This is a genomic window from Curvibacter sp. AEP1-3 (assembly GCF_002163715.1).
GTDB lineage: Bacteria > Pseudomonadota > Gammaproteobacteria > Burkholderiales > Burkholderiaceae_C > Allorhodoferax.
In genome coordinates this window covers 1,296,967-1,315,839 of record NZ_CP015698.1, presented here as the reverse complement: position 1 = coordinate 1,315,839, position 18,873 = coordinate 1,296,967, and the positions used below count along the sequence as shown (strand labels likewise).

Here is an 18,873-nt window from a genome sequence, read left to right as displayed (position 1 = left end):
GGGTTCCGCCGTGCGGCAGGGGTGTGCAGTGTCGGGGTGGATGTCTAAAATCGGCGCCACAACAATGATTTCTGCCCTCACAAGGGGCGCAACGTATGGCACACATCTCGGGTATCGCGGACAGCGTTTCGCTGGTGGCGCATTTCGCAAGCTTGTATGAGCATTCCCCCTTGCATGTGGTGCTGTACGACCCGCAAGACATGGTGCGCTATGCCAACCCCGCGCATTGCACCGATTTCGGCATGGCGCGGGATGCGGTGATGTCGTGGACCGACATGATGCGCCACAGCTACCAGAACCAGGTGGGCGCCGCCATCAACACCCACGACCTTGAGGCCTGGCTGGTGTCTGCCAAGGCGCGCCGAGGCAAGCTGCCTTTTCGCACTTTTGAAACGGACCTGCGCAACGGCCGCTGGATGTACATCACCGAGACCATGGACGACCAGGGCTGGATGCTGAGCGTGGGCTTTGACATTACCGCCCTGCGCGCCAACGACCGGTCTTTGCGCCAGGCGCGCGATGGCGCTTTGCGCGCCGCGCAGGTGGACACGCTCACCGGGGTGAGCAGCCGCGCCCACGTGCTGGAGCAGCTGGATTTGCGCCTGAACCAGCTGCGCAGCACCCAGCAACCTTGCGGGCTGGTGCTGCTGGACTTGGACTATTTCAAGAAGATCAACGACACCTACGGCCACACCGCAGGCGACGAGGTGCTGCAACGCTTCTCGCGCCTGGTGGTGGGCACGCTGGGCCGCAACGATGGCTTCGGCCGCATCGGGGGCGAAGAGTTTTTGCTGCTATTCCCCATGGTGACTGCGGCTGAGATGGAGGCCAAGGTGCAAGGCATTCTGGAGCTGGTGCGGGAGTCGTCCCCCTTGCCGGAGGTGCCGCGCTTTCACCACACATGCTCTGCCGGCTTGGTGATGCTGGACCCGGCTCTGAGCGCCATTGAAAACATGCGCAACGCCGACCGCGCTCTCTACGCCGCCAAGGGCGCAGGCCGTGACCGGCTGATGTGGGCCTGAGCGAGGCCTATCGCCCTGCCGCTCAGGGTGCGGGTGGAGCAATCTCACGCACGGAGGGCAGTGCAAAGTCAATGCTGCGGTAGCCATCCATGCGCAGTGTGGTTTGCCAACCGCCCCAGTCGGCCAGGGTGTCGTAGTGGCGGCCGGTGCGTTTGCCTTGCACATCGGTGTATTCGCTGAGCAGCTGCCAGCCATTGGCGGGGCGGCCTGCGGAGTCAAAAGGTGCAGTGTCGAGGTAGAGCTGGTTCAGCACCTCGCCGGGCACGCCGGGACGGCTGTAGCTGATGAGCTTGAGGCCATACCACTGCCCGGGCTGCAAGACCACGTCCTGCAAGGGGCGCAGCACCACATAGTCGTACAGCGGGTGGGTAAGCTCTTTGGCAAAGCGGGTTATGCCGCTGGGCCCGCCGGGGCCGAAGGTCATCATGGTGCAGGAGGCAGCGTCGCCATCTTTCTCGCTGTGGTGGCCGCCACGGATCTTGAGGGTGACTTGCGCATTCAGCGGCGTGAGCGGCTCATGCACCCGCACATACACCGTGAACTCCTGGTTGCGCACGTCTTGCGGGCTGCTGAGGTAGCCACGCTGGGTCTTCCAGTTGAATTGCTGTTTGCCGCCGCTGGCAAACAGGTGCAGACGCGCGGTGTAGCCCTTGCCGCCGCTGCTGTAGGCGAGCGGGGTGGCAGGCAGATTCCAGAAACGCAGCCCGCCCTCTTGCGCAGCGGTTGCGGCCGCTTTGTAGTCAAACCCGAAGCGCTTGTCGGTGTTGGGGTTGCTGCTGCCCAGCGCCAGCGCGCTGCCGCCGGGCTGGGTGGGCAGCAGGGATTGCACGCCATCCGCATCCAAAGCATTGCCATGTGCGGCTGCGCTTGTGCTCAGCAGGGTGGCTAGCAACAGGGTGGCGATTGCAGGGTGGTGGCGCATGTCAGGTGTGGTTCCAGCCGGTGAGCTGCACCAGTCGCTCCAGCGCAAAGGCGCCCAATTCCGAGTTGCCTTTGGCGTCCAGCTCAGGCGCCCACACGGCAATGGTGCCCACGCCGGGGACTATGGCGACAATGCCGCCGCCCACACCGGTTTTGACTGGCAGGCCGATGCGGTAGGCAAAGTCGCCGGCGGCGTCATAGGCGCCGCAGGTGAGCAGCAAGGCGTTGACGCGGCGGGCGTCGTCAGCGCTTAAAAACTGTTCATCGGGCCTGCCGTCACGGCCCAGGTCGCGCCCGCCATTGGCCAGAAACATGGTGGCCTGGGCGAGCTGGGCGCAGTTCATTTCGGTGGCGCATTGGCGGCAGTAGTTGTCCAGCACCAGCTCGGGCGGGTTGGCAAAGTTGCCGTGGCTTTTCATGAAATAGGCCATAGCCATGTTGCGGTGGGCCGTGTCGCGCTCGCTCTTGGCCACAGCCGCATTCCAGCTCAGCTCGGGGTCGTCGGTCAGGCGGCGCAGGGCGCCCAGGAGCGCGTAGTCCAGGTGGGCGTAGCGGGTGGTGAGGATGTCGGTAATCACCAGCGCCCCGGCGTTGATGAACGGGTTGCGGGGAATGCCCTGCTCGGTTTCCAGCTGCACCATGGAGTTAAACGCTGCGCCTGAGGGCTCGCGGCCCACGCGCTTCCACACGTCGTCGCCAATGGCCTTGAGAGCCAGCACGAAGGTAAACAGCTTGGTAATGCTTTGCAGCGAGAACGGGGTGTGCGCATCGCCCACTTGGTAGGTGCTGCCATCCACCAGCGCCACGGCCATGCCGAACTGGCGCGGCTGCACTTGCGCCAGTGCCGGTATGTAGTCCGCCACCTTGCCTTGGCCGAACAGGGCGCGGGCTTCGGTGTCGATAAGGGCTAAGGCCGCTTGCAGCGATTCGGCAGCCGGCAGACCAGTGGTAGTGCGGGGGGTAAGCATGGTTTCATTCTAGAAGCGGCCCTGTGGTACATATGCAGCCAAACGACAGCGGGGATGCGCAATGGACATCAAGGACTTCACCGACACCAGCAATTTGACATTCGAGCTGCGCCTGCAAGACCTGAAGCAGGCCGCGCGCGACGGAGTGATCACCGAGCAGCAAGCCCAAGCTCTGTGGCAACGCTGGAGCCAGGGGCAGCATTGGCAGGCCACTCGGCCTGTAGACCCCAATGCGCCGCAGCCCGCCTTGGCGGCCGTGGCCACAGGCCCGCGCTTCAGTTTTGTGAATGTGCTGTATTACTTTGGTGGGCTGCTGGCCATTGGCGCCATGACGCTGTTCATGACCCTGGGCTTCCAGCAGGTGGGTCCGACTGCACTGATGGTGCTGGGAGCTTTGTACCTGTTTGCTGCGCTGAAGGTGGCGGACTATTTCAAGGCGCGCAGCCTGCCGGTGCCGGCGGGTTTGATGGCTACGCTGGCGGTGTTTCTGGTGCCGCTGATTGTGTGGGGCGCACAGCACCTGATGGGCTGGTGGCCACCGGGCGGGCCGGACTCGCTGGCCAGCTACCACACGCGCATTGATTGGCGGTGGATCACGCTGGAGTTCGCCACGCTGCTGGCCGGTGTGGTGATGCTGTGGCGCTACCGCTTGCCTTTTATGGTGATGCCGCTGGCGCTCACCCTTTGGTACATGAGCATGGACGTGGCCAACATGCTGCTGTTCGACCACCGCTGGGAATGGGAGTTCATGCGCGACATGTCGCTGGTGTTCGGTATTGGCACCGTGGCGGTAGCCATGTGGGTGGATGTGCGAACCCGCTTGTCCCAGACGGCGGAGTGGCGGCAGGACTTTGCCTTCTGGCTCTATATTTTTGGTACCACCATGTTCTGGTGCGGCTTGAGCCTGAACGACTCTGGATCTGAGCTGGCCAAGCTGGGCTACTGCGCGCTGAATGTGGTGTTGGTGCTGCTGGGGGCGGCCATCGGGCGGCGCGTGTTCACGGTGTATGGCGCCTTCGGGGTGATGCTGTATTTGGGCCACCTGTCGCATGAGGTGTTTCGCGAGAGCTTTATGTTCCCGTTTGCGCTCACCTTGCTGGGCTTGGGCCTGGTGGCACTGGGCGTGTGGTGGCAGCGCCATGAAAGCGCCATAGCGGCACATTTGAGCCGCTATGTGCCGCAAGGGTTGCAGCCGCGAGCCTGAGAGTTACATGCCGCATGCAAGCGGCGCACGTAAAAAAAGCGCACTGCATGCAGTGCGCTTTTTTAGTTTCAAGGCAACTTGCGTTGCCGAGAGACCTGCGGTGATTAGCGGATCACAGCGATGTCAGACAGCTTGCCGCCCTTGACGGTCTTCAGTGTCAAAGCGCCGTTCAGGATGTCGCCCTTGTTGTCAAAGGAGATGTTGCCTGTCACGCCCTTGTAGTCCTTGGTAGCTGCCAAAACAGGCAGGTACTTGGCTGGGTCGGAAGAGCCGGCCTTGACCATGGCAGCAACCATGACCTTCACGCCGTCGTACACGTAGGGTGCGTACACTTGAACTTCAGAACCGAACTTGGCCTTGAACTTCTTCTTGAAGTCTTCCATGCCGACCTTTTGCTGGCCTTCCACGCCACCGGCTTCCGCGCAGTAGACTTGGTTGTCAGCAATCGCGTCGCCACCCAACTTCACCAATTCGGTGGAGCAGATGCCGTCGCCGCCCATGAACTTGGCGTTGATGCCCAGGGACTTCATTTGACGCAGCATGGGGCCTGCAACAGCGTCCATACCGCCGAAGAACACGACGTCAGCTTTCTTGCCCTTGATGGTGGTCAGGATAGCGGAGAAGTCAGTTGCCTTGTCGGTTGTGAATTCCTTGGCAACCACGGTGCCGCCTGCAGCTTCAACAGCCTTGGTGAATTCTTGAGCAACGCCTTGGCCGTAAGCAGTACGGTCGTCGATCACGGCGATGGACTTGCCCTTCAATTCCTTGACAGCGTAACGGCCCAGTGTGCCGCCCAATTGAGCGTCGTCAGCCACCAAACGGAAGGCGGTCTTGAAGCCTTGGCGTGTGTACTTGGGGTTGGTAGCGGAAGGAGAAATCTGGGGGATGCCTGCATCGGAGTAGATGCTGGAAGCAGGGATGGTGGTGCCGGAGTTCAAGTGACCGATCACGCCAGCAACTTTGGCGTCAGCCAGCTTCTGGGCAACAGCAGTACCTTGCTTGGGGTCAGCTGCGTCGTCTTCAGTCATCAGCTTCAGGGTGACTTTCTTGCCACCGATGGTCACGCCAGCTGCGTTGAGTTCTTCCACGGCAAGGATGGCGCCGTTTTCGTTGTCCTTACCCAAGTGGGCGATAGCGCCACTGGTGGGGCCAACGTGAGCGATAGTGACAACCGCGTTTTGTGCGAAGGCCATACCGGTAGACAAGGCGATGGCTGCGGCTGCAACAATTTTCAACTTCATAAAAACTCCAAATTAAAAAAGTGTGAATAAATTTCTCACCGGGGCGAACATTAGCGCAAGTCTTGAAAGGTGAGCATCAGGCTTGTACTGATATGTTACTAGTATTTAAATCTCTAATGGGCCATGAATTCGATTGCTCCCAAAACAGGGATTTCCCCTCTGGAGAAAGTCTTTATTTGGTGCCAGGCGAATACAAATGCACAGTTCTAGTGCGTGTAAACCACTAGAAATTGACCCCGGGCAAACCGGGGAGTGCCGGGCAGGGAGGCTCAGTCGAGCAGGGTGCGCGCAAAGGCGTTGATGGCGTCCACATCCGGCGCCAGGGAGGTGAAGTGCAGGCCTTCACGGACCAGCGTGGCACGCAGGCCGCGGTCGACCTCGCGGGCCTGTTCTTCATCCTGGAAGCGGCCGGTGTGCACGTATTTTTTCTCGCCGCGCTCGACCAGGATGTTGATGTTGTTGTGCTGCTTGTACCACTCCAGAATTTGCGCACGGGTCTTGCCCACATCGCAAATGTTCTCGGGGTAGTGGTCGTTGTAGTAGAGCACCTGGGGCAGTGAGCACTCGGTGATCAGGAACTGCACCTGCCCGTCGAGCAGGTTGAGCATCTCGAACTGGCGCTGGGCGATGAAGTACTGGTTCTTCAGCACCTCGAAGTTTTGTTGCCAGACCAGGGACTTGGCGTAGTCCGGTATGGTCTCCACGGTTTTGTTGTGGAGGTTGAGGAACAGGATGATGGCTGCCGAGAACAGCGACTTGTCGCTACCCGGCCCGCCGATGATGTTGATCACCTTGGTGGGGTACATGCGCATCTTGCTCTCGGGCAAGGTGTTGGGCACGGTGGTGTAGCGCAAAGTCATACTGTTCTCCTCAGTGGTCTTTGCCGGGGCGGCTTACCAGCTGTCGGACCGCATTTGGGATTCCCAGAGCCCGCCATTGGCACTGTACACCCCGATCACGCCGTAGCGCTGCTCGCCCTTGTCGTCCCACTTCATGGAGCCGGTTACTGGCGCGTAGCCGTCGATCTTCTTGAGCATGGCCACGATGTCTTTGGGCTTGGCCGATTCCGCACGGCGGATGGCAGCAGCCACCACGTACATGGCGTCGTAGGTGTAGTGGCCGGCGTAGGCGGGGTCTTTTTTGAACTTGGCGCGGTATTTGTCCAGGAAGGCGGCACCTGCGGTGAACTCGCGGGCGTCCAACACCGGAGAGGTGGCGTACAGACCTTTGACCACGCCGGTGCCTTTGAGCATGTCGGTGGTTTTGATGGTGTCGGCCCCAAGGATGGTGATCTTGGTGTAGTCGATCTTCTTGAGTGCCTCGATGAGCGCGATGATCTGGAAGTCGCTCACGGTCGTCACCAGCACCTGCACGTTCTCGGCCTTGAGCTTGGCGGCGAAGTCGTCAAACGCGACGGTCTTGTCGTCAAAGCTTTGCTTGACCAGAATTTCGCGCTTTGCAGCCTTGAGCTGCACTTCGGCACCGGCAGCCAGGTCTTTGCCGTACACGGTGCCGTCGTCCTGCAGGGCGTAGCGTGTGCCTGGAAACTGCGAAGACGAGTAGCTGCCGATGGCTTTGGCCTGCAGGGTGTCGTTCGCCACCAGGCGGAAGGTAGTGGGCAGACCCAAAGCGGTGAACTTGGGGTTGGTGGAAATGGCCAGCTGGGGGATGTCCTTGTCCGCGTAAATCGGGGCAGCGGCAATGCTCTGGCCGGAGTTCAAATGCCCGATAACTGCGACCACACCGGCATCCACCAGTTGCTGCGCCACTTGCTTGGCAGTGGCTTCGTCGGCCTTGTCGTCCACAGCCACGATTTCAAATGTGACGGCTTTCCCCTTGACCTTGTAGCCTTCCTTGTTGAGCTCTTCCACCGCCAGCGTTACGCCGTTGAGCAAGTCCTGCCCCAGTGCCGCGAGGTTGCCGCTCAGGGGCTGGGCCACGCCGATCTTGATGACGGAGGGGGTGGAGTCGCAGCCTTGCAGCAAAGCGGCAGGGGCGGCAGCGCCCACGGAGAGCAGACGCAGGGTGTGGCGACGCGAGAGTTTCAATTGCATGGAAGGGGTCCTGGTGAATCGATGGCGCATTGTAGGGACCAATGCCCCGCAACACCCATGCCAGCAGCCACTGGTTTACCCGATGTGTCTGCCTGTGGCTACGCGCCTCACATGGCTTTGAAGCGCTGGGCGTAGAGGCGGCTGACGGCGAGTTTGTCGTCCCGGTTGCGCAAACTCAAGGTGAGGCGGCCTGCGTCGTCACGGCTGACGGTGTCGATGGCAGTGGCCCGCACCACCGTGCCCCGGTGCACTTGCCAGAAGACCAGCGGGTCGAGTTGGGGCAGCAAGTCTTTGAGGGCGGTGCGCAGCAGGTGCTCGCGGTCACGGGTGAGCACCCGCACGTATTTGTCGGCCGCCTCAAAGTACAACACTTCGTCTATGGGCACCATGCGGATCTGGCTGCCTGCGCTCACTTGCAGCACCTGCAGCAGGGGGGGCGTGTCGCCCGCGTCCGCCGCTTGCGCCGGCATACCCGTGTGGGCCTGCAGCAGGCCACGCAGCTGGCTGAGGGCGGCTTCCAGCGCCGGGTCAGTGCTCGGGTTGTGAGAAGGGTTTGCTATGGTTTCAGGAGCTGCATGCACAGATTCGGCGAGCGCCAGCTGCAGTTTGGACACGGTTTTTTGCAGGCGCGCAGGCTGCACGGGTTTGAGCAGGTAGTCCACTGCCTGAGCCTCAAAGGCTTGCACGGCATATTGGTCATAGGCCGTCACAAACACCAGCGCCGGGAAGGGCTGTTGCGATGCGTGGGCGGGCGGCCACAGGTCGGCCAATTCGAGGGCGGCATCCAGCCCGCTCATGCCCGGCATACGGATGTCAAAAAACAGCAGCTGCGGCACCAGCTCCAGCGCGGCCTTCACGGCGGAGGCTCCGTCGCCCACGGTGCGCAGCACCTGCAGTTCCGGCCACGCACGGGCCAGCTCGGCTTGCAATGCTTGGGCCAGCAGGGGTTCGTCTTCTGCGATCAGAGCGGTTGGCATAGGGTGCTTACGCTTTCAAGGGAAAAGTGATGCTGGCGCTCATGCCACCTGCGGGAGCAGCTACTAAAACCATAGCGCCACGCTCGCCGAAGGCGGTAGCCAGCCGCTCGCGCACCTGCTGCAGCCCGAAACCGTGGCCGCTGCTCTCCGGGGCCGGAGGCAGCAGTTCAGCAGGGTCTGCGCCCAAGCCCGTGTCTTCCACATCGAGCTTCAGCACGCCGTCGGACGCAGAGGCGGCAATGCGGATGCTGCCGCCCTCCACCTTGGGCTCCAGCCCGTGCTGAATGCTGTTTTCCACTAGCGGCTGCAGCAGCAAAGGGGGCACCGGTTGGGCGCGCAAGGCCTCTGGCAGGTCCAGGCTGAAGTGCAGGCGCGGGCCCATGCGGATGGCCATGAGCTCCAGGTAATCCTGCAGGCGGGCGAATTCGTCGGCCAGGGTGTGGGTGTTGCCGCCCGTGGGTGCGCGTGAGGCTGACAACGTGGCGCGCAAGTAGGCAATCATGTGGTCCAGCATGGTCTGGGCCCGTTGCGGGTCTACCGCAATCAGGGCGCGCAAGTTGGCCAGGGTGTTGAACAGCATGTGCGGTTCCAGTTGCGCTTCCAGCAGTTTGAGCTGGGCCTCGCTGGCCTGGCGGCGCGCGACTTCGAGGTTCTGGCGCTCGGCAGCCAGTTGTTCACGGCTCACGAATACCCAACAAATGGTGCCTCCGGCGACCAGGCTGACAAACAACATGCCAAAGGCCATGCGCGGGGTCTGTTTCCAATACTGAAACGAGGTGGTGCCCAGAATCAGGTCGGTCAGCAGGTGGCCGCTGAAGTAGCCCAGCACCACCGCCACCGGCACGATGTAGAGCAGACGGTGCAGATGCATCTGCCAGTTGCCCACAAAAAAATGGATCGCTCCTTCGATGAAGGCCCAGATGCTGATGCCGATGCAGTGCGAATACACCAGGTTCAGGCCGAATGAATGGTTGTCAAACAGCGTGATGGCAATAGCGATCACGGTGTTGAGCGCCAGGACTTTCAGGCCGCGCAGGACCATCGCGTGGGAAAAAAAGGAAGGCATAGAGCCCGCAGTATGCCGCGCTTACCAGGGGTCGCGCAGGGTTTCGAGGCGCTGGCGTTCGCGCTGCAGCAGGGTGTGAAAGAGGCTGAAGTTTTGCAGGCTCAGATACACCACCACACCGTGCACCGCCAGACCCAGGCCCCAACCCATGGCGGGGAACACCGCCCAGTGCTGGCCTTGCAGGGCCGACAAGGCCGCCAGTCCGGCATTGACCAGCACGAACACCAGGGCATGGATGTACCAGCCCATTTTGGCGCCGGCGCGTTTGCGGGCCAGACGGTCGAGTTCAGCGGGGGAGAGGTGGGTGAGTGCGTTCATGGTGTGCTCCTTGAGAGATGCGGTGGGTTACAGGAGACCGAGCCACTGGCCCCAGACCAGTTGGCCCAGGTAGCGGCCGGGCAGTAAGGCGCCCGCCCCTGCGCCTATGCAGGCCCCGAAGTACAGGCCTTGCATGATCTTTTGGTGGCGGCTGATATCTTTCAGGTACAGCGCGCGGAAAGCCCCGAACAGGCCTGCCAGCGTGAGCGGCACGAACAGGTGAATCCAGGTGTAGCCCGCGATGTTGAACTGCAGGTAATCGCGGATGAACAGGGCGCTGAGCGCGGTCGCCAGCATCAAGGTCACCCAGGCATAGCCAGCGGCACGGTGCAGATGAGTGCGCTGCACGCGGCCTTTGCGGGCCCAGAGGGCAACGGGGCCGATGGCCAGTGCGGCCAGCGCGGCAGTCATGTGGATGGCGATAACGGGGGTGAGTTGCATGGCGGGGCTTTCGTGGTCTGGTGGCATGACTGTGCCGGCAGCACTTCGCCCTGCACACCGGTTTGCGACGGAACGCAGAGCGGGAGGAGCGAAATGCAGCCGCGCGGCGTGAATGGCAGCCGGAAAAAGGGGGTTCTGCCGGCGTGCCACGTGCGTGCCACAGGGGCTTTCTAGAATCGGGGCATGAATAAACAACGCATAGGAGCCGCCGCTGTCCTGGTGGCTCTGCTGGCCGCCGGCGCTTGGTGGTGGACCCAGCAGTCCGGCACGGGCCGGGTCGAATACCGCACCGCTGCCGTCACGCGCGGTAATCTGCAGGCCACCGTGGCCGCCAGTGGTGCCGTCAGCCCTGTGGCGCAGGTGAGTGTGGGCACCCAGGTGAGCGGGCAGATCCGCGATGTGTTGGTGGATTTCAATAGCGAAGTCAAAGCCGGCCAGCTGATCGCCCAGATCGACCCCGAGACCTTTGAATACCGTGTGCGCAGCGCCCAGGCCGATGTCGATGCCGCCCGCGCCGCCGTGCTGACCGCGCAGGCCAACGCGCTGGCCGCGCAAACCCAAGTGTCGCGCGCGCAGGTGGATCTGGACGAAGCCCGCCGCGACTCCGACCGCAAGCAAAGCCTGGCCGACAAGCAGTTCATCGCCACCAGCGAGGCCGACAAAGCCCGCGCTTTGGTGAACACCAGCCTGGAAGCCATGAAGAGCGTTCAGGCGCAGGTAGGCGTGGCGCAGGCGCAGGTCAAGACTGCGCAGGCCAATGTGGCCCAGCGAGAGGCCGCTTTGGCGCAGGCACGCATTGACCTGGCCCGCACCCGCATTACGTCCCCCGTGAACGGCATTGTGATCAAGCGCACCATCGAGCGCGGCCAGACGGTAGCCAGCAGCCTGCAGGCGCCTGAGCTGTTTGTGATTGCCCAGAACCTCTCGGACATGCAGGTGGAAGCTGCGATTGACGAGAGCGATGTGGGTCGCCTGCAAACCGGCCAGAAGGCGAGCTTTACCGTGGATGCCTTCCCGGGTCAGACCTTTGAGGGCAGCATCCGCCAGGTGCGCAAGGCGGCCACCAATGTGGCGAATGTGGTGACCTATGTGGCCATCGTCGGTTTCAAGAACGAAGGCGGCAAGCTGCTGCCCGGCATGACGGCCAATGTGCGTGTGATTACCGACCAGCGCGACAAAGCACTCAAGGTGCCCAATGCTGCTCTGCGCATGCGCATTGAGGGCGTGGACGCCCCGGCAGGCGCGCGTGGGCAAGGCAAGGGCCGGGTCTACACCCTGGGTGCGGATGGCAAGCCCCAGGCCGTGGCCGTGCGCATTGGCGTGTCGGATGGCAGCAGCACCGAAGTGTTGGAGGGCGGTGAAGGTGGCTCGGCATTGGCAGAGGGCACCGAGGTGATCACCGGCATTAAGACCGCGGCGACGGCCAAGGCCGGTGGTAGTAGCCCGCGTCCGCCGTTCTGAGGCGAAAAGCATGCTGATTTCGGCCCGCGAGCTGACCAAAACCTACGCCATGGGCGACCAGACGGTGCACGCCTTGCGCGGAGTGTCGCTGGACATTGCCGAGGGCGAAATGGTGGCCATCATGGGCACCTCGGGCTCGGGCAAATCGACCTTGATGAACATTCTGGGCTGTCTGGACCAGCCCGGCAGCGGCAGCTACCTGTTGGCCGGCGAAGCCGTGCAGGACATGGCGCCGGATGCGCTGGCCTCCATCCGCAACCGGCGCATCGGCTTTGTGTTTCAGCAGTTCAACCTGCTGGCCCGTACCAGCGCGCTAGAGAACGTGGAGCTGCCCATGGTGTACGCCGGCGTCAAGGCGCCTGAGCGTCATGCCCGCGCTTTGGAAGCGCTACAGCGCGTGGCCTTAAGCGAGCGCGCGCATCACACACCTGCCGAGCTGTCGGGTGGACAGCAGCAGCGCGTGGCGATTGCGCGTGCGCTGGTGAACCGACCGCAGCTCATCCTGGCCGATGAGCCCACCGGCGCGCTGGACTCTGAGACCAGCGAAGACATCATGCAGCTGCTGACCGACCTCAACCGCCAGGGCATGACCGTGGTGCTGGTGACCCACGAACCCGACATCGCCGCCTGGGCCCGCCGCAAGCTGGTCTTCAAGGACGGCCGCATGGTGGAAGACAGGGTGCAGGCGGGGGCTCCGAAATGAATTTTTTTGCCGCATTGCGTAGCGCCTGGCGGTCCCTCGCGGCCAACACCCTGCGCAGCTTTTTGACCATGCTGGGCATCATCATCGGGGTGGCGGCGGTGATCACCATGATTGCGGTCGGCCGGGGTGCGACTGACCGGGTGCAGGAGCAGATGAAGGGGCTGGGCTCCAACATCATGCTGGTGCTGCCCGGTGGTGTGTCACAAGCTGGTGTGCGCCTGGGAGCACAGACCCGCCAGCGACTGACCGAAGAAGACGCCACCGCTATCGGACTCGAAATTCCCGAGGTGCAGGTGGCAGCACCCACGTCGCGCACCAGCGGGCAGTTGGTGTTCGGCAACACCAATTGGAGCTCCACCATCTTCGGGGTGAACAACGACTATCTGGAAGCGCGCGACTGGCCGCTGGCCACCGGCCGCATGTTCGATGCAGGCGAGCTGGCCGGCTCTGCCAAGGTGGCCTGGATAGGCAGCACGGTGGCGCGCGAGCTGTTCGGCGACCAGGATCCGGTGGAACAGGTCATCCGGGTGCGCAACATCCCGATGACGGTGATCGGCGTGTTGGCGCCCAAGGGCCAGAACTCCATGGGACAGGATCAGGACGACGTGGTCATGGTGCCGCTGGGGACGCTGCGCAACCGTATCTGGGGCGGCGACGCCACCAGCCGGCTCAAGCGCGTGGGCAGCATCAGCGTGAAGGTGCGCGAAGGTCAGGACATGCGGGCGGTGGAAGACAGCATCAAGGACTTGCTGCGCCAGCGCTTCAAGGTGCAGGAAGGCACGGACGATCCCTTCGTGGTGCGCAACCTCACCGAGATCTTGCAGGCGCAGGAGGAGAGCAGCCGCGTCATGACTTTGTTGCTGGCGGCAGTGGCGGGCATCAGCCTGGTGATTGGTGGCATCGGCATCATGAACATCATGCTGGTCAGCGTGACCGAGCGCACCCGCGAGATCGGGCTGCGCATGGCGGTGGGTGCGCGGGGGCGCGACATCCTGGCCCAGTTTTTGATTGAAGCCGTGACTTTGAGCCTTTTGGGTGGTGCCATCGGGGTCGCGTTCGGGGCGCTTGCCACTTGGGGTGTGGGACACTTCGCGGGTTGGCAAGTGACGTTGAGCGCCGGCTCGGTGCTGCTGGCCGTGGGCTTCTCGGCGGCGGTGGGCGTGTTTTTCGGCTACTACCCGGCGCGGCGTGCGGCGGCGCTGCTGCCTATCCAGGCGCTGCGCTACGAATAATTGCTATCAAAAGGTGAGCTGCTCGCGCATATTCGATGAGCGCTAGCGGCCGATTCGGCTTGTATTTCAGGGAGAGTTGTTTTGGATATTGTGTTGTTGATCAAGGCCGCCATCATGGGTGTGGTGGAAGGGCTGACCGAGTTTTTGCCGATTTCCAGTACCGGCCACCTGATTCTGGCGGGCTCGCTCCTGGGTTTTGACGACGAGAAGGCCAAGGTGTTTGACATTGCCATCCAGACCGGCGCCATCTTTGCCGTGATTCTGGTGTACTGGCAAAAGATCCGTGACACGCTGGTGGCCCTGCCCACCGACAAGGCCGCCCAGCGGTTTGCGCTGAATGTGCTGATCGGATTCTTCCCCGCTGTCATTCTGGGCCTGCTGTTCGGCAAGGCCATCAAGGCGCACCTGTTTACCCCGGCCGTGGTGGCCACCACCTTCATCGTGGGCGGCTTCATCATTCTGTGGGCGGAACGCCGCCAGAGCGCGGGTGGCAACGCCGTGCGGGTGCACAGCGTGGACGACATGACGGCCTTGGACGCCCTCAAGGTCGGTCTGGTGCAGTGCCTGGCCATGATTCCGGGCACCAGCCGCAGTGGCTCCACCATCATCGGGGGCATGTTGCTGGGCCTGTCCCGCAAGGCGGCGACCGATTTTTCGTTCTTTCTGGCGATTCCCACCCTGATAGGCGCGGGTGCCTACAGCCTCTACAAAGAGCGCGCACTGCTGTCGATGGCAGATGCGCCCATGTTCCTTGTGGGGTTGGTGTTTTCGTTTATCAGTGCGTGGCTGTGCGTGCGCTGGTTGCTCAAGTTCATCTCCACCCACAGCTTTGTGGGCTTTGCGTACTACCGCATCGTGTTCGGGTGCGTGGTGCTGGTTACCGCGTGGACCGGGCTGGTAGTCTGGGCGGAATAAGCCTCAGATCACGGGGTCGCTGACAGCCGGGTAGGTCGCAAACCCGGCAAATGCAGTGGCAGCCTGATCGGCGGGCACCGGTTTGCTGAACAGATAGCCCTGCACGTCCTCGCAACCGAGGGCGCGCAGGAATTCCAGCTGTGCGATGGTTTCCACCCCTTCGGCGATCACGGACATGCCGAAGCTGTGGGCCATGGCGACGATGGCGCGCGTGATGGCCATGTCACCCTGGTCTTGTGGGATGTTGCGCACAAAGGCCTGGTCGATCTTCAGCGCATCCAGCGGGTAACGCTTGAGGTAGGACAGGCTGGAGTAGCCGGTGCCGAAATCGTCCATCGCCAGCTTAACGCCCAGCGACTTGCAGTCGTGCAGGATGGCCAGGGTGGTGGCTACGCTGTGCAAGGCCAAGCTTTCGGTCACTTCCAACTCCAGCATGTGGGGGGGCAAACCGGTTTCTTTGAGCACGGTGTCCACCAGCTGCGGCAGGTCCTGCCCCACGAATTGGCGCACCGAAATATTGACTGCGATGCGGAAGTTGCGGTGCCCGCGCGCAAGCCACTGCGCTGCCTGACGGGCTGCGGTGTGCATCACCCATTCGCCGATCTGCACAATGATGCCGCTTTGCTCCGCCACCGGAATGAACTCGGCGGGCGAGATCCAGCCCATGGTGGCGTGCTGCCAGCGCAGCAGGGCTTCAAAGCCCACCACCTCGCCGGTGCTGATGCGCACTTGGGGCTGGTAGAACAGCTGCAAATCGCCGTTCTCCAGCGCGCGGTGCAACTCATTGTGAATGAGGAGTGAGCGGGCCACGCGGCGGTTCATGGCCGCATCGAAGTACACATAGGTGCCCGGTCCGTCGGGCTTGGCATGGTGCAGGGCTGACTCTGCATTGAGCAGCAGCGCGTGCACGCTGTCGGCCTGCTCGGGGTAAGCGCTACCGCCAATGCTGGCCGTCAAAAACAGGGTGTGTCCGGACACGTTGTAAGGCTGGGATAAGGCGCGCAACAGGTTGCCTGCGTGGGCGGCCAGGGCTGCCGAATCGGGCAGGTCCGCCAGGCACACCGCAAACTGGTCGCCACCCAAGCGGCCTACCGCGTCATAAGGCCGTGTGCGATCGCTTTGCAGGGTGCACTGCTGCAGGCGCTTGCCCACCTCGCGCAACACCAGGTCGCCCACCCCCGTACCCAGGGATTCGTTGATCTTGGAAAAACCATCCAGCCCGAGGCACAGCAAAGACACGGTGGGACAGGCGTTGAGCGCGTTGTCCAGTTGCTGCTCGAACAGGTCACGGCCCGGCAAGGCGGTGAGCGTATCGATTTGCATGGCCTGGCGCACTTCCATTTGCATGCGCTGTGCGGCCAATTGCTGGATGCGGCTGCGCTCCAGCCGGGCGTGCACCGCCTCCAAAAGCTCTTCGCGCCGGCAGGGTTTGGTGAGGTAGTCGTCCGCACCCAAGTTCATGCCGGTGCGGGTGTCGGTCCGGTCCGCCCGCGCGGTCAGCATGATGATGGGCAGAGTCGAGCTGCCGGGGTTCTCGCGCAGCGCCTTGACCAGGCCGAATCCATCGAGCCCGGGCATCATCACATCCGTGAGCACCAGGTCCGGCTTGTGGGTTTGCGCCATCGCCAAGGCTTCCAGCCCGTCGCAGGCGGCCAGCACCTCAAAGCCTTCGAGCTCCAGCATCCATTGCAGGTTTTCGCGCAGGGAGGGCTCGTCTTCGGCGATCAGGATCTTCACGGGGCACTCTCCTTGGGTGCTGCGGGGGCGGTCAATACGACGGTGAAAGTGCTTCCCTCATCAGGCGTGCTCTGCAGGGAAATGCTGCCGCCATGGCACTGCACGGCATCCCGCACGATGGCCAGACCGAGGCCCGTGCCCGAGATATTGCCCACATTGCTGGCACGGTGAAAACTCTCGAACAGCTGCGGCTGATCCGCAAGGGGAATGCCAATGCCCTGGTCTGACACGGTGATCACCAGTTCGCCCGGACGGGGCCTTACCCGTAAAGTGACCTGCCCGCCATGGGGCGAGTATTTGATGGCGTTGGACAGCAGGTTGCCTACGATGTTGCGGATCAAGACTTCATCAACGAGGTAGGCGTCCGTATCCCGTGGCAGATCCATCGCCATCTGAATGCGGCGGAAGGGTTCCGCCATGGCGCTGCGCAGCTCGTCGACCAGGCTTTTGCAGAACACGGCGACCTGCGAGGGTTGGGGCTTGAACTGCAGGCGGCCTGCGTCCGAGCGACCGATGACCAGCACGTTTTCCAGCATGTGGGTCATGCGCTCTACCGCATCGTCAATCTTCAAAAGAGTCAGGCGCTTCTTGTCCACGGGCATGCGGTCGTCATAGTGCATAAGCAGGTCGACGGAGCCGTGGATGGTGGCCAGCGGCGTGCGGAACTCATGCGACGCCATGGTGATGAAACGGCTCTTGAGGTCGTTGAGCTCAATCTGTTGTTGCAAGGCGCGCTTCTGGTTTTGCTCCGCCTCCACCCGGGCCGTTGCGTCCACAACGAACAGGAGGGTGGCGTCTCTATGACCCCATTGCAGCAGCACGGCAGACAGGTCGAGCGTGCGGATTTCGCCTTTGTCCGTGATGATCCGGAAGCTGTAGGTCTCTTCCACCGGCTCTCCGCGCAATCGCCGCTGGTGCCGCTCCACCACAGCCGGTACATCGTCCGGGTGGATGGCGCCCGTGAAAGGCATGGCCATCAGGGCTTGGGTGGAGTGCCCCACGATGCGCTCCATGCTGGGGTTCACAAACACCATGCGTCCGTCTTGCACGACCACCACGCCCACGCCCACGTTTTCAATCACCGAGCGGTAGCGGGCTTCGGACTTGCGCAGTTCTTCAATGGCCTGGTAGCGCTCAATGGCTGCGCTCACGTGGTTGGCAAAAAAGCCGAGGATGTTCACGTCATCCTCGTCGTAAATCACATCCGGTGTGTAGCCCTGCACTACCAGTACACCCCCCATGCGGCCGCGGATCTGCATGGGTACGCCCAGCCAGGAGCTGAATGTCAAATCGCCGGTCGCCTCGGCCATAAATCCGCTTTTGCGCAACTCCAGGAAGCGGTGCGTATCCATCAACTGCGGTTTGCCGCTCTCCAGCACAAATTCGGTCATGCCCCGCTTGTAGGGGACACCTTCCCGTTGCATGATGTCGCCGTCTTTTTCGTCGACGTAATAGGGGTAGTCCATCAACCCCCTGTCGTGGTCGTGCAAGGCGACGTAGAAGTTGTCGGCGAACATCAACTCACGCAGCAACTGGTGCACGACCCGCAAAAAGTCATAAAACGACAAGCCGGCCGTCGCGCGCTCGGCAATGCGGTAAAACACCCGCTGCATGGCTTCGGCGCGTCGCTGTTCCTCGGCGTCGTGTTGCAGTTCAGTGGTGCGTCGTAGCAGCCACTGGCGGGCCTGGATTTGCTGTTGGTTCAGCAGCGAGCGCAGCGTTTCGTTGTCAGCCTGCAACTCCCGGATCTGTGTTTGCAGTGAGGCAAGCAGGTCGGGTTCAGGCTTGGTCATGGCTGCTCAGTGGCCCATATTGCGCAGGGCCGCTTCCAATGCGGCTGCTGTTGCCAACGGTTTTTCCATCGGGAAAAGGTGGGTGCCATCCAGCATCATGTTGCGCCCTTTGGTGATCTTGTTGGTCAGGTCCATGCCGACTTGCTTCATTTCGGCAGACTGGTCGCCGCCGATAAACGTCACCGGGCACTTCAAGGGGTGGCGCGCCAGCAGGCGGTCCAGGTTGTCGGGCAGGGTGTTGTAGAAAGCGGTTTCCACATCGCGATCGAAGGCTAACACCCGTTTGCCGTCGGCGTCCTCAGGGAAATCATCTACATAGTCCTGTAGCACCTGCGGGTCCCAGCGGGCAAAAGCCTTTTTGTGCCTGAAGTGTTCGAGCGCAGCCTCGGCATCAGGCCAGCTATGGCGGCGTTTGCGGCTTACTGCGCCGGGGGAGATGGACCCCACCAGCTGGGTGGTTTTGGCCAGGCCCACCATGCGTGAACGCCAGCCACCCACCAGGGGGGAGTCAATCAGCACCACACCTTTGGCCAGTCCAGGTTGCTGGGCTGCGGCCATGAGGCTTAAAAAGCCGCCCAAAGAGTGGCCCACCAGCCAGACGGGCTCGCCCGCCTTGTCGACCACTTTGGAGGCAAAGTCCACCAATTGCTGCACGATATGCGGCCAGTTGTCACTGACCGGGTAGCGTGCATCGTGTCCGTACTTTTCTATGGCTTTGACGCTGTAGCCGCGGGCCCGCAAGCTTTTGAAAAGCACCTTGTAGGTGGCGGCGGGGAAGCTGTTGGCGTGAGAAAAAACGATGGTCGACATGCAGGCGAGA

The 18,873-nt window shown here is 62.4% G+C and carries 18 protein-coding genes; 6 read left to right on the top strand and 12 right to left on the bottom strand.

What is annotated here, in order from left to right; translation table 11 throughout:
* Window positions 1-95 precede the first annotated feature (95 nt).
* Window positions 96-1,022, top strand: a complete 927-nt coding sequence (locus AEP_RS06200; protein ID WP_087494580.1) for a sensor domain-containing diguanylate cyclase — start codon at window positions 96-98, stop codon at window positions 1,020-1,022.
* A 22-nt stretch (window positions 1,023-1,044) separates the two neighbouring features.
* Here the strand turns inward: AEP_RS06200 and AEP_RS06195 are convergent, their stop codons facing one another.
* Together AEP_RS06195 and AEP_RS06190 are read right to left on the bottom strand one after the other, a co-directional pair.
* Window positions 1,045-1,944 carry a hypothetical protein gene (locus AEP_RS06195; RefSeq protein ID WP_087494579.1) on the bottom strand — a complete coding sequence of 300 codons (900 nt, stop codon included), beginning with the start codon at window positions 1,942-1,944 and terminating at the stop codon, window positions 1,045-1,047.
* Window position 1,945: 1 nt separating this feature from the next.
* The gene (locus AEP_RS06190) at window positions 1,946-2,911 is read right to left on the bottom strand and encodes a glutaminase (RefSeq protein ID WP_087494578.1); all 966 of its coding nucleotides are present in this window, start codon (window positions 2,909-2,911) and stop codon (window positions 1,946-1,948) included.
* A gap of 61 nt (window positions 2,912-2,972) precedes the next feature.
* Between AEP_RS06190 and AEP_RS06185 the strand changes: the two genes are divergently transcribed.
* Window positions 2,973-4,115 carry a DUF2157 domain-containing protein gene (locus AEP_RS06185; RefSeq protein ID WP_087494577.1) on the top strand — a complete coding sequence of 381 codons (1,143 nt, stop codon included), beginning with the start codon at window positions 2,973-2,975 and terminating at the stop codon, window positions 4,113-4,115.
* Between the two features lie 104 nt (window positions 4,116-4,219).
* Here the strand turns inward: AEP_RS06185 and AEP_RS06180 are convergent, their stop codons facing one another.
* The 7 genes from AEP_RS06180 to AEP_RS06150 all read right to left on the bottom strand — a co-directional run bounded on the left by AEP_RS06180 (window position 4,220) and on the right by AEP_RS06150 (window position 10,212).
* A complete protein-coding gene (locus tag AEP_RS06180; protein WP_087494576.1) occupies window positions 4,220-5,356 on the bottom strand; it encodes a branched-chain amino acid ABC transporter substrate-binding protein in 1,137 nt (378 codons plus the stop codon).
* Between the two features lie 269 nt (window positions 5,357-5,625).
* Window positions 5,626-6,216, bottom strand: coding sequence for a hypothetical protein (locus tag AEP_RS06175; RefSeq protein WP_087494575.1), 591 nt, complete (start codon window positions 6,214-6,216; stop codon window positions 5,626-5,628).
* A 33-nt stretch (window positions 6,217-6,249) separates the two neighbouring features.
* Window positions 6,250-7,410 (bottom strand): branched-chain amino acid ABC transporter substrate-binding protein, encoded by a 1,161-nt coding sequence (locus AEP_RS06170; protein ID WP_087494574.1) that lies wholly within the window; start codon window positions 7,408-7,410, stop codon window positions 6,250-6,252.
* Window positions 7,411-7,517: 107 nt separating this feature from the next.
* Window positions 7,518-8,387, bottom strand: a complete 870-nt coding sequence (locus AEP_RS06165) for a LytR/AlgR family response regulator transcription factor (protein ID WP_087494573.1) — start codon at window positions 8,385-8,387, stop codon at window positions 7,518-7,520.
* 7 nt (window positions 8,388-8,394) lie between these two features.
* Complete coding sequence (locus tag AEP_RS06160) at window positions 8,395-9,453, bottom strand: sensor histidine kinase (protein WP_232459946.1); 1,059 nt, start codon at window positions 9,451-9,453, stop codon at window positions 8,395-8,397.
* A 21-nt stretch (window positions 9,454-9,474) separates the two neighbouring features.
* Window positions 9,475-9,771: a 2TM domain-containing protein gene (locus AEP_RS06155; RefSeq protein ID WP_087494572.1), complete on the bottom strand. Its 297-nt coding sequence runs from the start codon at window positions 9,769-9,771 to the stop codon at window positions 9,475-9,477.
* Between the two features lie 27 nt (window positions 9,772-9,798).
* Window positions 9,799-10,212 (bottom strand): DUF2306 domain-containing protein, encoded by a 414-nt coding sequence (locus AEP_RS06150; protein ID WP_087497211.1) that lies wholly within the window; start codon window positions 10,210-10,212, stop codon window positions 9,799-9,801.
* Between the two features lie 183 nt (window positions 10,213-10,395).
* Between AEP_RS06150 and AEP_RS06145 the strand changes: the two genes are divergently transcribed.
* The 4 genes from AEP_RS06145 to AEP_RS06130 all read left to right on the top strand — a co-directional run bounded on the left by AEP_RS06145 (window position 10,396) and on the right by AEP_RS06130 (window position 14,523).
* Window positions 10,396-11,673 (top strand): efflux RND transporter periplasmic adaptor subunit, encoded by a 1,278-nt coding sequence (locus AEP_RS06145; RefSeq protein ID WP_087494571.1) that lies wholly within the window; start codon window positions 10,396-10,398, stop codon window positions 11,671-11,673.
* 10 nt (window positions 11,674-11,683) lie between these two features.
* A complete protein-coding gene (locus AEP_RS06140) occupies window positions 11,684-12,376 on the top strand; it encodes an ABC transporter ATP-binding protein (protein WP_087494570.1) in 693 nt (230 codons plus the stop codon).
* The gene (locus AEP_RS06135) at window positions 12,373-13,608 is read left to right on the top strand and encodes an ABC transporter permease (RefSeq protein ID WP_087494569.1); all 1,236 of its coding nucleotides are present in this window, start codon (window positions 12,373-12,375) and stop codon (window positions 13,606-13,608) included. Before AEP_RS06140 ends, AEP_RS06135 begins: the two co-directional genes overlap by 4 nt.
* An 81-nt stretch (window positions 13,609-13,689) precedes the next feature.
* Complete coding sequence (locus tag AEP_RS06130; protein WP_087494568.1) at window positions 13,690-14,523, top strand: undecaprenyl-diphosphate phosphatase; 834 nt, start codon at window positions 13,690-13,692, stop codon at window positions 14,521-14,523.
* Between the two features lie 3 nt (window positions 14,524-14,526).
* Here the strand turns inward: AEP_RS06130 and AEP_RS06125 are convergent, their stop codons facing one another.
* The 3 genes from AEP_RS06125 to AEP_RS06115 are packed head-to-tail and all read right to left on the bottom strand — an operon-like array spanning window position 14,527 to window position 18,863.
* Window positions 14,527-16,260 (bottom strand): putative bifunctional diguanylate cyclase/phosphodiesterase, encoded by a 1,734-nt coding sequence (locus AEP_RS06125; protein ID WP_087494567.1) that lies wholly within the window; start codon window positions 16,258-16,260, stop codon window positions 14,527-14,529.
* Window positions 16,257-18,053: a sensor histidine kinase gene (locus AEP_RS06120; protein WP_087494566.1), complete on the bottom strand. Its 1,797-nt coding sequence runs from the start codon at window positions 18,051-18,053 to the stop codon at window positions 16,257-16,259. The genes AEP_RS06125 and AEP_RS06120 overlap by 4 nt, the downstream gene beginning before the upstream one ends.
* A gap of 6 nt (window positions 18,054-18,059) precedes the next feature.
* Window positions 18,060-18,863 carry an alpha/beta hydrolase gene (locus AEP_RS06115; protein ID WP_087494565.1) on the bottom strand — a complete coding sequence of 268 codons (804 nt, stop codon included), beginning with the start codon at window positions 18,861-18,863 and terminating at the stop codon, window positions 18,060-18,062.
* Window positions 18,864-18,873: the final 10 nt, after the last annotated feature.

What these genes read in the sequence shown, in the direction of transcription:
- AEP_RS06200 (WP_087494580.1), top strand. Translation starts at nt 96, where the DNA reads ATGGCACACATCTCGGGTATCGCGGACAGCGTTTCGCTGGTGGCGCAT.
- AEP_RS06195 (WP_087494579.1), bottom strand. Translation starts at nt 1,944, where the DNA reads ATGCGCCACCACCCTGCAATCGCCACCCTGTTGCTAGCCACCCTGCTG.
- AEP_RS06190 (WP_087494578.1), bottom strand. Translation starts at nt 2,911, where the DNA reads ATGCTTACCCCCCGCACTACCACTGGTCTGCCGGCTGCCGAATCGCTG.
- AEP_RS06185 (WP_087494577.1), top strand. Translation starts at nt 2,973, where the DNA reads ATGGACATCAAGGACTTCACCGACACCAGCAATTTGACATTCGAGCTG.
- AEP_RS06180 (WP_087494576.1), bottom strand. Translation starts at nt 5,356, where the DNA reads ATGAAGTTGAAAATTGTTGCAGCCGCAGCCATCGCCTTGTCTACCGGT.
- AEP_RS06175 (WP_087494575.1), bottom strand. Translation starts at nt 6,216, where the DNA reads ATGACTTTGCGCTACACCACCGTGCCCAACACCTTGCCCGAGAGCAAG.
- AEP_RS06170 (WP_087494574.1), bottom strand. Translation starts at nt 7,410, where the DNA reads ATGCAATTGAAACTCTCGCGTCGCCACACCCTGCGTCTGCTCTCCGTG.
- AEP_RS06165 (WP_087494573.1), bottom strand. Translation starts at nt 8,387, where the DNA reads ATGCCAACCGCTCTGATCGCAGAAGACGAACCCCTGCTGGCCCAAGCA.
- AEP_RS06160 (WP_232459946.1), bottom strand. Translation starts at nt 9,453, where the DNA reads ATGCCTTCCTTTTTTTCCCACGCGATGGTCCTGCGCGGCCTGAAAGTC.
- AEP_RS06155 (WP_087494572.1), bottom strand. Translation starts at nt 9,771, where the DNA reads ATGAACGCACTCACCCACCTCTCCCCCGCTGAACTCGACCGTCTGGCC.
- AEP_RS06150 (WP_087497211.1), bottom strand. Translation starts at nt 10,212, where the DNA reads ATGCAACTCACCCCCGTTATCGCCATCCACATGACTGCCGCGCTGGCC.
- AEP_RS06145 (WP_087494571.1), top strand. Translation starts at nt 10,396, where the DNA reads ATGAATAAACAACGCATAGGAGCCGCCGCTGTCCTGGTGGCTCTGCTG.
- AEP_RS06140 (WP_087494570.1), top strand. Translation starts at nt 11,684, where the DNA reads ATGCTGATTTCGGCCCGCGAGCTGACCAAAACCTACGCCATGGGCGAC.
- AEP_RS06135 (WP_087494569.1), top strand. Translation starts at nt 12,373, where the DNA reads ATGAATTTTTTTGCCGCATTGCGTAGCGCCTGGCGGTCCCTCGCGGCC.
- AEP_RS06120 (WP_087494566.1), bottom strand. Translation starts at nt 18,053, where the DNA reads ATGACCAAGCCTGAACCCGACCTGCTTGCCTCACTGCAAACACAGATC.
- AEP_RS06115 (WP_087494565.1), bottom strand. Translation starts at nt 18,863, where the DNA reads ATGTCGACCATCGTTTTTTCTCACGCCAACAGCTTCCCCGCCGCCACC.